This is a genomic window from Peptostreptococcus stomatis DSM 17678 (genome assembly GCF_000147675.1).
GTDB lineage: Bacteria > Bacillota > Clostridia > Peptostreptococcales > Peptostreptococcaceae > Peptostreptococcus > Peptostreptococcus stomatis.
This window is the reverse complement of record NZ_ADGQ01000060.1, coordinates 1-12635: the sequence shown is the minus strand read 5'-3', so window position 1 is coordinate 12635 and position 12635 is coordinate 1. Positions and strand designations below refer to the sequence as shown.

12 protein-coding genes are annotated in these 12635 nt (G+C 39.8%); 1 reads left to right on the top strand and 11 read right to left on the bottom strand.

Annotation, left to right across the window (positions count from 1 at the left end):
- Positions 1–73 precede the first annotated feature (73 nt).
- The 7 genes from HMPREF0634_RS05960 to HMPREF0634_RS05930 form a co-directional block, all read right to left on the bottom strand.
- Positions 74–1384, bottom strand: coding sequence for a tRNA(Met) cytidine acetate ligase (locus HMPREF0634_RS05960; RefSeq protein ID WP_007789999.1), 1311 nt, complete (start codon positions 1382–1384; stop codon positions 74–76).
- A gap of 4 nt (positions 1385–1388) precedes the next feature.
- Positions 1389–1934, bottom strand: a complete 546-nt coding sequence (locus tag HMPREF0634_RS05955) for a hypothetical protein (RefSeq protein WP_040565827.1) — start codon at positions 1932–1934, stop codon at positions 1389–1391.
- Positions 1935–1960: 26 nt separating this feature from the next.
- Positions 1961–2443, bottom strand: coding sequence for a pantetheine-phosphate adenylyltransferase (gene coaD / locus HMPREF0634_RS05950; protein WP_007790093.1), 483 nt, complete (start codon positions 2441–2443; stop codon positions 1961–1963).
- Positions 2436–2996 (bottom strand): 16S rRNA (guanine(966)-N(2))-methyltransferase RsmD, encoded by a 561-nt coding sequence (gene rsmD / locus HMPREF0634_RS05945; protein WP_007790050.1) that lies wholly within the window; start codon positions 2994–2996, stop codon positions 2436–2438. The genes coaD and rsmD overlap by 8 nt, the downstream gene beginning before the upstream one ends.
- Positions 2997–3159: 163 nt before the next feature.
- Complete coding sequence (gene recG / locus HMPREF0634_RS05940; protein WP_007790145.1) at positions 3160–5217, bottom strand: ATP-dependent DNA helicase RecG; 2058 nt, start codon at positions 5215–5217, stop codon at positions 3160–3162.
- Positions 5218–5366: 149 nt separating this feature from the next.
- Positions 5367–7031 (bottom strand): DAK2 domain-containing protein, encoded by a 1665-nt coding sequence (locus tag HMPREF0634_RS05935; RefSeq protein ID WP_007790127.1) that lies wholly within the window; start codon positions 7029–7031, stop codon positions 5367–5369.
- 14 nt (positions 7032–7045) lie between these two features.
- Positions 7046–7396 carry an Asp23/Gls24 family envelope stress response protein gene (locus tag HMPREF0634_RS05930; RefSeq protein WP_007790026.1) on the bottom strand — a complete coding sequence of 117 codons (351 nt, stop codon included), beginning with the start codon at positions 7394–7396 and terminating at the stop codon, positions 7046–7048.
- Between the two features lie 149 nt (positions 7397–7545).
- On the opposite strand from HMPREF0634_RS05930, the gene rpmB reads away from it, so the two are divergent.
- Entirely contained in the window at positions 7546–7734 is a 189-nt protein-coding gene (rpmB, locus tag HMPREF0634_RS05925) for a 50S ribosomal protein L28 (RefSeq protein ID WP_040565826.1), read from the top strand.
- A 77-nt stretch (positions 7735–7811) separates the two neighbouring features.
- Here rpmB and ade read toward each other — a convergent pair whose 3' ends face one another.
- The 4 genes from ade to HMPREF0634_RS05905 form a co-directional block, all read right to left on the bottom strand.
- The gene (gene ade, locus HMPREF0634_RS05920; RefSeq protein WP_007790021.1) at positions 7812–9539 is read right to left on the bottom strand and encodes an adenine deaminase; all 1728 of its coding nucleotides are present in this window, start codon (positions 9537–9539) and stop codon (positions 7812–7814) included.
- A gap of 46 nt (positions 9540–9585) precedes the next feature.
- Complete coding sequence (locus tag HMPREF0634_RS05915) at positions 9586–10818, bottom strand: MFS transporter (RefSeq protein WP_007789982.1); 1233 nt, start codon at positions 10816–10818, stop codon at positions 9586–9588.
- Position 10819: 1 nt separating this feature from the next.
- Positions 10820–12112, bottom strand: coding sequence for an alkaline phosphatase family protein (locus tag HMPREF0634_RS05910; RefSeq protein WP_007789931.1), 1293 nt, complete (start codon positions 12110–12112; stop codon positions 10820–10822).
- 225 nt (positions 12113–12337) lie between these two features.
- Positions 12338–12635 (bottom strand): transposase (locus HMPREF0634_RS05905; RefSeq protein ID WP_165480193.1); only part of this gene is annotated, 298 nt, incomplete at its 5' end.

The following is a 12635-nucleotide window of genomic DNA, read 5'->3' as shown; positions in this document are numbered from 1 at the left end:
TGTTAATATACCACTTTTTTTAGAAAAAGTACATATACTTCTTAAAAAAACAAACTTAAAAAATCTACTTGAATCAAAAATTAAACTTTGTATCAAAAAAATCTGCCTGGCCCCTTGCTAGCAGGTCCGGATTCTTGGCATGGTACTTTTGATAATAGATAGCGGATGTCCTCAAGTCTATATCCAAAAGCTGCCTGTATAAGGCATTCTCCCTATATTGGTCGCTATCCAGGGCCTTGGCTGGACTAGTCACTATCTCTATACCTGACCTTTCTTTTGCCATCCTAAGTATATCCCTACCCCTTTCAGTCATGCCTAAAACCCTAATGTATGGCAGGCTTTTAACCAGCTTTACCTGGTCCAGGTCTGACCTCCTAATACCAAGCAGGATATTGTAGAGGGCCCTTCTTAACTTTGCCCTAGTATGTGACTTATTGGTCAAGCTTTCTAAAGTATCTTCCATACTGGCAGATGTCAGGACTACTTTTTCTATGGACTTGTCCAGGCCACCATTGACTTCAAAGTACCCGTCCAGCTTACCCTTGTCCCTGGCTACTATATATGATATTTCCTGGAAGAATGATTCTTCCCCCATTAGGCCTATCCCCTGGTTACCTAAATCCTTGATTATGTCAAGGACAGACTTGTCCAGGGCCATACCCAGACTTTTGTCTAATCCTCTAAACCCTAGATTATCGAGTCCAGCCGGCTCCTGGCCAGGTTTTATTTCCATAGTCGACCCTAGGAGGGTCTTTCTTATGGCACTTGCTGACGGCAGGTCTCCACCCAGGTCCTCACAATTATATGAAGATCCCTTCCTCCTTATAGTCACTGGCTCCATAGGTGACCCTAGCCTTCTCGCCTCCTTAAGGTACTCTAGACCCAAGATGTTATTGGACTCAGCAAGGATATTGCCTAGGTCGAAGTCCTTAAAGCCTTCCTTAATTGCCTCTTCCCTTGCCCTGGCATAGGAAAGGCTACCCTTCATTAGGTCCCTAGCCCTCTGGTCTATCCAGTCAGCCTGGTCATATATAAAGTCAGCCAGACTAGTAAGCCTGTCTATATTACCATCTTCTGAACCAAAACAAAAAGAATCTACACAGTCCAATGAATTTAGACTGAGTAGACCCCCTCTAGCAAATATTTCAGCAGTTTGTCCGGCAAAGATACTTGGTATTTCAATTACCAAGTCCACACCCTTATCTAGAGCCATCTGGGCCCTGGCATACTTATCCACTAGGGCAGGACCTCCCCTTTGAACAAAATTACCACTCATGGCTACCACAAGGTGGCTACAAGAGGATATCCTCTTAAATTCCTCTATCTGGTAACTATGTCCCTTGTGAAAGGGGTTATATTCCGCTATTATTCCACCAATCTTCATATGCCTATAGCTGGGACTTACCCTTCCTAACTTCAGATAGGATTTCTACTAAAGTAGCTTCTACACTCTCTAACTGTTCTATAGAGTAGTTTCTAGCCCCTGTTCTTAAGTCTCTAGAGTAGTCTGTAGCTTCCTTTATCATCTTTTCAGACCTAGCCTTGGCATCCTTGTTTATCTTGCTCTCAGACACAAGTTCCTCAGCCCTGATAGTAGCTTCCTTCATCATGCTTTCAATTTCTGAATCAACCTGTTTGTTTTTTATTATTATTTCGTCGTTACATTCTCTTATCTTTTGTTCTCTTTCCCTCTTGGCTTCTTCTCTTAGGAAGTCTGCATCATTCCTGGCAGATTCAAGGATAGAATCCTGCTCCTTTATAATCTTTAGGGCAGTATCAAGTTCATATGGTAGGGCCCCCTTTAGCTCGTCTATCAGGTCTAACATTTCATCCCTGTCAACTCCTACCTTCTTTGATAGCGGGAAGCCACTAGCCTGGTTAAGCATCTCTTCCATATCAGCAATTATTTGCATAATCTTAATATCTTCGTTCATATTTATCCTCCAATTTACATACTATATTATTTTTTTCCTTTTAACTTTTCGATTACACATCTTGGTACCAGGTTACTCACATCAGCGTCAAAGTGAAGAACCTCTTTTATAAGTGATGAACTGATAAAAGAATATGTCTTGCTGGTTGGCAAGATAACTGTTTCCAATTTATCATTTAACTCCTTGTTCATGTGGGCCATCTGTAATTCATATTCCATATCTGCTATGGTCCTAACCCCCCTGACAAGTACACTTATATCATTTTTCTTGCAATAATCTATCAAAAGACCATCAAAACTGATAACACTTACATTGTCCAGGTGCTTGATTGATTCCTTAATCAAGTCCATCCTCTCTTCCATAGAAAAGAGGGTATTCTTGTTAGGATTTATCAGCAATCCCACCTGCAAGTGCTCGAACATCTTGGCAGCCCTTTCAATTATATCTATATGACCATTGGTAATAGGATCAAAAGTTCCTGCAAATATGGCCTTAACATCCTTACTCATCCTCATCCTCCAAACAGTAGAAAGTCAACATGGTGATCCCATACTTCTTTTCCTTGAAAACCTCTAGTCCCTCTAGGGGTTCTATAGGTGTATTGGCATCATGTTCTACTATGACTATTCCATCCTTTTTCAATATCTCCCTGGTCCTTATGGTTTCAAGTACCTCTTCAAAAAGGCCCTTATAGTAGGGAGGGTCCACAAAAATTAAATCAAACTTTTGCTTCCTGGTTTCCATATCTCTTAGACACTTTTTGAAATCACCATTTACCAGCTGGCTCCTATCAACCACTCTAGCCTTTTCAATATTAGACCTTATTATCTTGATACTATCGAGACTATTATCACAAAATACTGCCTGGCTGGCTCCCCTTGACAAGGCCTCAATGCCCAGGGCTCCACTACCTGCAAACAGGTCAAGAACCTGACTATCGTAAACCCGGTCCTGTATTATGTTGAACATGGACTCCTTTACCCTGTCAGTAGTTGGTCTTACCCTGTCATCACTTGGTGTATTGAGTTTTAGCCCTCTGGCACTTCCGGATATTACTCTCACTCCTAGTCCCCCTAATAAAATCTTTACTTAAATATATTCTATCATACAATATTGTATTTAACTAGATTAATATTCCTATTTTAGGCAAAATATTATATATACAAATATATATGTATTTTATCCAAATATAGCTTCCCTTAGTGACATTTCTCCACATAATTCCCTATATGGATATATTTCCACCTATAGACTTAAACATTTCTTCTATCTTGAGCCTAAGGCCTTCATTTTCCTTTAGCCTAAGTGATGGGTCTTCTGCATAGATTTCCCTGGCCTCCTTTTGGACCAGCCTCAAAATCTTCATATGTTTAAATAGGTTGGCTACCCTTAGCTCAGGTAGGCCGTGCTGCCTAGTTCCAAAAAAATCTCCTGGTCCCCTTAGTTCCAAGTCCTTTTCGGATATCTTAAAGCCATCGTTGGTCTCTTCCATTATGGCCATCCTGTGTCTACAGATTTCTGTCTTTGACCCGTATATTAGTGTACAGTAGGATTTTTCACTCCCCCTGCCTACTCGTCCCCTTAACTGGTGGAGTTGGGCCAGGCCAAATCGTTCTGCATTTTCAATAATCATCAGGCTGGCATTTGGTACATTTACGCCTACTTCTATTACTGTTGTTGAAACCAGTATATCAAGTTCATGGTTCTTGAAGGCCTCCATGACCTGGTCCTTTTCACTGGCCTTCATCTTGCCATGCAAGAGCCCTACCCTAAGGTCCTTAAAAAAGTCACCCCTCAACTCATCATAGACCTCACTGGCTGACTTTAGGTCAAGGGTCTCACTCTCTTCAACTAGGGGGCAGACTACATATACCTGTCTCCCCTTTTCTATTTCAGACCTAACCTTGGACATATAGTAGGATTCTCTTTTTCTCTTCTCTATAGCCAATGTTTCTATTGGCTTCCTACCTGGTGGTAGCTCATCAATAATGGATATATCCAGGTCCCCATAGAGAATAAGGGCCAGGGTTCTCGGTATTGGTGTAGCTGTCATAACCAGTACATCCGGGTTTTCTGACTTGGAAGTCAACCTCCCCCTCTGGTTAACACCAAAGCGGTGTTGTTCATCTGTAATTACCAGACCTAGGTTGGCAAAGTCAACCCTGTCCTCTATTAGGGCATGAGTTCCAATTAGGATATCTATTTGCCCACTGGCAAGATCTTTCAATATTTCACTAGCCTCTTTTCTAGTTGAACTTCCGGTCAAGACCTCGACCCTAATGCCAGTATTATCAAAAAATTCCTTAAAACTTTCCATATGCTGTTTGGCCAGGATTTCTGTTGGAGCCATGTAGGCCCCCTGGTAGCCATTTAGGACGCAGTTGGCCAGGGCCAGTTGGGCTACTACAGTCTTACCTGAACCCACGTCCCCCTGGACTAGCCTATTCATTATCCTATCAGATGTCATATCCGCCATTATATCGTCATAGGCCTTCTTCTGGGCCCTAGTCAACCTAAAGGGTAGATTTTCCTCTATCTTGTCCATGTCCTCATGCCTTTTGAACTTTATCCCCTTACTTACCTTGTTATTGCCCTTTACAGCAAATAGGCCAAGTTGTAGAAAGAGTAATTCTTCAAAAATGAGCCTATACATGGCTATTTTTACATTTTCCTTTTTTTCTGGGAAGTGCATATTCCTTATGGCAAAGTCAACCCCACACAAATTGTACTTGTCTACTATCCACTTGGGCAGGTACTCATCTATGCTTATATCGGATGATTCGAATATATTCCTGATCATCCCCATGACTTCCTTATTGCCTACTCCGGCTGTTAGGCTGTATACAGGAACTATTATCCCGGTATTCTTGTCTATCTTATCGTATTCTATCTCACAATTATGTAGTTCGGTAATAGGACCAAGATTCTTTTTTACACTGCCAAAGGCCTTGACTATATCACCCACCCTAAAGGTGTTTCTCAGGTAGGCCTTGTTGAAAAATACCAGTTTAGCCTTGCCTGTATCATCACTGACATAGAATTCTGTAATCCTAAGCCCCCTACGATTAACTGAGTTTATCCTGTCTATCTTGACCCTTACACCAGTCTTTTCGCCTTCTTCCAGCTGGAATATCTTTTTCTGCCTACTCCTATCTTCAAACTGCCTTGGGAAATAGTAGAGGGCATCCTTGACTGTAAATATGCCCAACCTGGCCATCTTTTCTGCCTTCTTGGGACCTATTCCTTTTACAAATTGTATATTTTCGTTTAATACACTATACATGCTACCTCCATATACTAAAAGAGTATAGGTAGGACTACCTATACTCAAATATACTCTTATAACTATAACTGGTCACTTGAGGTCTTAATAAATATGGATAAATCCCCTTAGACCTCCTTTGTCAACCTCTTATAGTTCCATATTAAAGCCTACTCTACAGATATTAGGTAGTAGTATAGAGGCTGACCTCCATAGTATAACTCTACATCCAGGTCATCAAATTCATCCTGGATATTTTCTGCAAATAGTCTTGCAGCATCCTCCTCTACATCTTCACCATAGTAAAGGGTAATTATGCTTGCATCGTCATCTACCATTTCCTTGATGACATTTCTAGTAACCTCTTCAACCTGCTTACCAGAAGATATTAGGGCCTTACCAGTGATACCTATTACATCGCCTTCAGCAACCTCTATACCACCCATTACAGTATCCCTCACTGCATAAGTAATCTCGCCTGACTTGATAGTTTCAAGCACAGACTCAAAGTTTTCCATATTAGCTTCCGGGTCTGCATCATGGTCAAATGTAACCATACAGCTAATTCCCTGTGGTATATTCTTAGTAGGAACTACATAAACATTTTTTTCAGATAGTTCCTTGGCCTGGTTAGCAGCCATTATTACATTGCTGTTGTTAGGCATGATAAATATGTTCTTGGCATTTATCATCTTGATTGCATTCATAAAGTCCTCTGTAGATGGGTTCATTGTCTGACCACCCTCGATAACTATATCAACACCCAACTCATCAAATATATCAGCTAGGCCCCTACCCATTGTAGTAGTGATAAATCCAAAGTCCTTTTCTTCTTCATTTACAACAAAATCGTCCTCAGCTGACACCTGATCGATTTCTTCCTGTTCTTCATCAGTGATTATCTGGTTTTCATGCTGAAGTCTCATATTTTCTATCTTTATAGTCAATAATTGACCAAACTTTAGGGCTTCTTCTAGGGCCTTACCTGGATTATTTGTATGAACGTGAACCTTTATAACACCGTCATATCCAACAACTACCAAGCTATCTCCATAGCCCATCATTATATCCCTTATAGTATCAGAATCTACTTCCTGTGATTCTAGTATAAATTCAGTACAGTAGCCAAACTTGATGTCTACATCCCTGGCACTATCACTGTGAACACCAGTAGCTGGGACTGCCTTTGTTTCTTCACTGGCACCTAATAACCTTATAGGACTTCCCTTTAAGGCACTCAACATACCTTCATATAGACATACCAAGCCCTTACCACCAGAGTCTACAACTCCAGCATCCTTAAGGTTCTTTAACAGGTCTGGTGTCCTCTCAAGAGACTTGTCAGCTTCTTCAACTAATTTTTCCATAAATTCAACGAAGTCCTTGGCCTTCTTGGAGTTCTTTACAGCAAAGTCACTTGACTCTCTTACAACAGTTAGGATTGTACCTTCTATAGGCTTGATTACGGCCTTGTAGGCAGTATCAGAACCTGACTTAAGAGCCTTGGCAAAATCATCAACACTTAGGTCATTTTTTCCTTCTATAGACTTGGATATACCCCTTATAATCTGTGACAGGATAACTCCTGAATTACCCCTGGCCCCCATCAGTGATCCCTTAGATAGGGCCTTGCCCAGGTCAGTTATAGAATCAGACTTTATAGTCTTCAACTCCTTTATAGCAGAAGCTATTGTAAGCGACATATTAGTACCTGTATCTCCGTCTGGAACTGGGAATACATTTAGTTTGTCTATTAGATCCTTGTTATTCTGTAGATGGTTTGCACCGGAGATAAACATCTCCTTTAACAATTTACCATTAATACTTTCTATCATTTCTCTCCTCCTGATTATTTGACTCTTATTCCTTGAACACTTACAGTTACTAAGTTAACCTTTATTCCAGAATACGTCTCAACAGTGTACTTGATTCTTTCAATAATATTGTTGGCAACTGTTGTAATATTTGTACCATACTGTAGTATAACAGAAATTTCTATATCTATCTGGTTGTCGTTAATTTCTACGATATTAACACCCTTAGTGGCGTTCTCACCCTTTAAAAGTTCTACTATCCCCTTTGACTTTGATGAAAAGCCAACCAAGCCATAACTTTCTGTGGCAGCCTTATAAGTAAGCTGTGCCAATACATTTTTGTCTATTTCTATATTTCCTAATTTACTAGTTAAAATTGAACTCATGTTGACCTCCTAAATTATATATATCCTTATACACTATTATACAAAAAAATAAGCAGTAATGCAATTTTTTACTTGATTTTTTCATACCACTATGATATTATTAATTATGTTTTTAGGCTTAATATTCTAGTATTAAGGAGGTGTACTTAATGTCAAAAGTATGTAGCGTGTGCGGTAAAGGTAAAGTATCTGGTAACCAGGTATCACACTCAAATAAGCATAATAAGAGAACTTGGTCAGCTAATATAAAGAACGTGAAGGCTGTTGTTGATGGATCTCCTAAGAGAGTTTCTGTTTGTACAAGATGTCTACGTTCTGGAAAAGTTGAAAGAGCATAATGACGACAAAAGATACCATAGGCTGGTATCTTTTTTTGTTGTATTAATTTATATTTCTTCTTATTTCCAATTTATTCCTAGTCAAGATATCTATCCCCTAAGACATCATATAGGCCCCTGGTCCTTATCCTGATTTCAGGTATTACTGGCAGGGCTATAAATGATAGGGCTATAAATGGTTCTATACCACGAGGAACACCCATCTGGTGGGCCCTTTCAATCATCCTTGACAGTATTTCATTCATCCTTCCACTATCCAGGTCACTTATAAGACCCATGACTGGTAGTGGCAGGGCTCCGAATACGTGTCCATCTTCTACCAGGACATATCCGCCCCTTATTTCCTTTAACTTATCTATAGCAAGCATCATGTCCCTGTCATTGTCACCAAGAACTATTACATTGTGGGAATCATGGGATACACTGGAAGCTACTGCCCCATTTTTTATATTATAACCCAAGACCTTGGCCACATGGTAGTTGCCAGTATTATGGTGTCTTTCTATTACTGCAACCTTTGATATGGTCTTACCTAAATCACAATTTTCACTATCTTGGTCCCTCTTGCTTCCTAGATCCTTATTTTCAAGTTCATAATTATCCAAGTCTACTAGTTTGGTCAATATTTCTCCTTCTATCATACCTATAGCATGACGGCTACTCTTGTAGGCCAACATTTCTTTCTTAAACCAATCAATATGGAGGCTATTAAGTAAGTCTGGGTCTACCTTACCCTTATTTCCATCATAGACCTGGTCTATAAACCTACCACCATACATAACCCTATCTATATCAACTGTCTCCATATCATTTAGGATTATTAGGTTGGCCTTTTTACCAACTGCTATCATGCCTAAATGATCTAAACCATAACACTGGGCTGGATTTAAAGTCGCCATCTTGTAGGCAGCAAGAGGGTCTAAACCAAGTCTAATAGCCTTCCTGACATTATGGCTGATATGCCCCTCTCTTTGTATATCCTCTATATGCTTGTCGTCTGTACAGAAGGTAAACCTGGATACATCGGTATTATTGTCAACTATACCCCTAACTATAGCCTCTAGGTTCCTGGCTGCAGACCCCTCCCTAATATGGACATACATACCATTTCTCACCTTCATCATGGCATACTTGTACTCAGTGGACTCGTGGTCGGTTAATATACCAGCCATCGCATAGGCAGCCAGTTCCTTACCCTCTATAGAGATAGCATGGCCGTCCTTAACCCTATTTTCAAAAAGTTCTAGCTTGTCCATCATCCTAGACTCAAGGCCTATAACCGCCCTCTCATCCATAACCTCTCCCAGACCTAAAATCCTGGGCTTGTCAAGGAGGTACCTAAGGTCTTTAGCCTCCATCAGACAACCTGTATCTTCCCCATCCTTACAAGGCACACAGGAAGGTGCCATAATATATACATCTCCACTGGCATCCTCTGTCTGGTCAAGTATATAGTCTATTCCCTTGATACCTGCCACATTTGCAGCCTCATGTGGGTCTGCTATAAAGGTTGTTGTTCCACTCAGTGATGCATAATGGACCAATTCCCTGGGGTTAGCCAAAGTAGATTCAAAGTGGAGGTGGGAGTCTATAAAACCTGGGGCCACATACTTGCCATTACAATCTACTTCTTTTAGACCCTCATAGTTGCCCAAACCTACTATATACTGGTCCTTGATAGCTATATCAGCTTCCAAGACTTCTCCAGTCTGGACCATTATAAGCCTGGCATTTTTCAATACTATATCTGATTTTTCCTCTCCAAGTGTAAATTTAGCATATTTTTTATAATCTACTATCTTCATATAAAGATCCCCCTCCTTATAGACATTTTAAATATAGGCAGACTAGCTAATTTTTTAGGAGTAAAACCCCACCTATTATAAATATTAGGATCAAACTCAAGACACCATTTCTAACGTCACCTGTAATCTGAGTCACTATACCAACCAAAAACGGTCCCATTATGGCTGCAAATTTTCCAAATATATTATAGAAACCAAAGTATTCATTTGAATTTTCCTTTGGTATCATCTTGGCAAAATAAGACCTACTCAAGGCCTGGATACCACCCTGTGAACTACCTACCAGGATGGATAAGATCCAAAACTCTCTTGCTGACTTAAGGAAAAAGGCAAATATACAGATAACTATATAAACACCTATACCAGCTATCAGCATGGCCTTACCCTTAAATATTTGGGCCAACTTACCGTATATAATAGCAAAAGGAAAGGCTACAAACTGGGTAACTAGGAGGATTACTAACAGGGTAGATGAATTGATACCTACAGCTGTTCCAAAACTTGCTGCCATCCTTATAATTGTATCAACACCATCTATATAGAAGAAGTAGGCACATAAGAATAAAAAAGCCTTCCTATTCCTTCTTACCTTGTTGAAACTCTTCTTCAACATCATTATAGAGTCTTTTAACCTGTACTTTTCATATGGTTTACCATGTATCTGTTCTACATTTTTTAACATTGGTAGGGTAAATATCAACCACCACATTGTAGTTATAAAGAATGATACCTTGCTGGCTGTAATACTTGATATAGGAATTATTGACTTCTGTGCAGCCATGATTATACCCATACATATGATAAATGGTATGGTACTACCAATATAGCCAAATGCATAGCCCAGAGACGATATCATATCCATCCTCTCTTCTGTAGTTATATCAGTCAAAAAGGAATCATAAAATACGTTACTCAGGGAGAAACCAATTAGGGAAATAATATAGGTAGCCATAAGTAGCTGCCACTGGCCATAAGGTATAAAGGCCATCATTCCTGAAAAAATAATACCCATCATTGAGAAGATAGTAAAGAACTTCTTCTTTACCCCCATATAGTCTGCCAGCCCACCCATAAAAGGCGATAGGACAGCCACAATTAAAGATGCAATTGCATTAGTATATCCCCAATATGAGGTCGCCATTTCCTTTGACAGACCTATCTGACCTACCATTGCTGTAAAATATATAGGTAGGATCGTCGTCAACATTGTCAATGTAAAGGCCGAGTTGGCCCAATCGTATAGGATCCACGATTTTTCTTTTTTTGAAATTCTTAACACATTAAACCTCCAATATCTCCACTAGTGCCCTACCATCAGTATCCTTCATTTCTAGGCCAAGTATGGCAGCTAGGGTAGGTCCTTCATCTGTCAGTGACATCTCTTCTAAAAATACATTCTTTTTTATGCCCTTACCAGCTACTAGAAATACTGTTTCATAATTTTCCTTGCTGTAGGGGTTGTATCCATGGTTATTTATACAAAGCTTTGAGGACCTCTTTGGTGCCTCTAGGGCCTTTATCAATGGGTGGTCTTCCACCTCATCCTTGAAGAAGTAGCCAATAGCTGCCTCTAGCATAAACCTGCAAGATGGGTCAGCCCCCATATCTCTAGCCTCTTCCCTGCTATATACTGCCTCAATGGCTCCCTCATCTATAAGGGGTTTTATTGCATTCATCAAGTCATCATCGCTTATATCCTGACCTGCATATATATAGGCGGCCCCGTCAGCAGACTTGCATACTGCCTTGTAGCTGGCAACGAGGTTGTCCTGGGTCTTTGTGAGTAGGCCTGCCCTTTCAAAGGCCTTGTTTGGATATATGTTTGTGTGGCCGTCTATACTGCTGTGGTCTCCCAAAACAACTATGACAGAGTCCTCGTAAATTTCCTTTTCCTTTAGCTTGGCCACCAGGTCTCCCAACCTCTTATCAAGCCTGACCATGGCCTCATGGGCCTCCTTGGAATTATATCCGTACTCATGTCTTTGAGAATCCAGGTCTATATAGTGGACCATATTTATATGGGCTGGGTACCTGTCTAGGGCATACATAAATGATGCATGGGAGAAGTTGTCCAACTCAGGCTCCTTGTGTCCATTTCTCAACTTGCCAAACTTAGAGTTTAGGTCATACTGGAAATATGGACTCCCATTTACCATAGAGACCCATATCTGACTCTGCCACTTCCTGTTGGCAAATATTTCAGGCATATTGTATTTTATATCTTTAGACCCTGCTGTAACCGGCCAAAATATGGATAAAATATCATAACCCGCCTTCTTGGCATAGGACTGGAAGGTAGGAACCTTTATATCCCTGTCATACCAGAACCAGTCAGGACTCAACCTTGATGGCTGGACCCTTGTATTGTTGATTACCCCATGCCTGGCTGGATATGTTCCCGTTGATATTGTAGCATGGGCACAGTATGTTAAACTTGGGTAAATTGTTTTTACATTTATACAACCAGATGCCTCCTTGAAAAATTCTCCAAAGGCTGGTAATTCTTTCATCTTATCTATATCCACCCTCGATAGGCCATCAAAGGATAGGACATGTAGGTATTTTTTTTCCATTGCTACTCCTTATCTATTAAATAGTGTTTTTTCAAGACAAAATGTACCTTATCTCTTTACTAAACTTATTATACAATAAATTTTATATTTTCTAGCCTCCAATAACGAAATAAATGAAATTTAAAAACAAAAATTTAGTATAATAAAAAACCATCTTGATACAATAAATACCGGCTCTATGTCAAATAACGTTGGTGATAATTTAAATCAACAAAATCTATTAAATTATGCGGCAGCATCCATAGCAAACTTATAGCTATGGATGTTGCCCTTTTGTATTTTATACCTTTCCATTAGCATTATCCTTGCCTTAAAATTCCTAAAGCTCCTGTATCCGTAGGATACTCTTTTAATTACCTTAATCTTGTTATTTTTACCCTCCACCATAGCATTCGTATAGTCATATTTTAATGAGTTTAGCACATACTTTCTAAGCTTTTTAAGGGTTTTTATACTCTTCCTAAAACACATGGGAATTTTATCAGTCCTAGTATTTAGAATGTCTTTAAGCATAGCCACATCG

What these genes read in the sequence shown, in the direction of transcription:
- HMPREF0634_RS05935 (WP_007790127.1), bottom strand. Translation starts at nt 7,031, where the DNA reads ATGATAGAAAGTATTAATGGTAAATTGTTAAAGGAGATGTTTATCTCC.
- HMPREF0634_RS05960 (WP_007789999.1), bottom strand. Translation starts at nt 1,384, where the DNA reads ATGAAGATTGGTGGAATAATAGCGGAATATAACCCCTTTCACAAGGGA.
- HMPREF0634_RS05955 (WP_040565827.1), bottom strand. Translation starts at nt 1,934, where the DNA reads ATGAACGAAGATATTAAGATTATGCAAATAATTGCTGATATGGAAGAG.
- HMPREF0634_RS05930 (WP_007790026.1), bottom strand. Translation starts at nt 7,396, where the DNA reads ATGAGTTCAATTTTAACTAGTAAATTAGGAAATATAGAAATAGACAAA.
- HMPREF0634_RS05910 (WP_007789931.1), bottom strand. Translation starts at nt 12,112, where the DNA reads ATGGAAAAAAAATACCTACATGTCCTATCCTTTGATGGCCTATCGAGG.
- coaD (WP_007790093.1), bottom strand. Translation starts at nt 2,443, where the DNA reads ATGAGTAAGGATGTTAAGGCCATATTTGCAGGAACTTTTGATCCTATT.
- recG (WP_007790145.1), bottom strand. Translation starts at nt 5,217, where the DNA reads ATGTATAGTGTATTAAACGAAAATATACAATTTGTAAAAGGAATAGGT.
- ade (WP_007790021.1), bottom strand. Translation starts at nt 9,539, where the DNA reads ATGAAGATAGTAGATTATAAAAAATATGCTAAATTTACACTTGGAGAG.
- rpmB (WP_040565826.1), top strand. Translation starts at nt 7,546, where the DNA reads ATGTCAAAAGTATGTAGCGTGTGCGGTAAAGGTAAAGTATCTGGTAAC.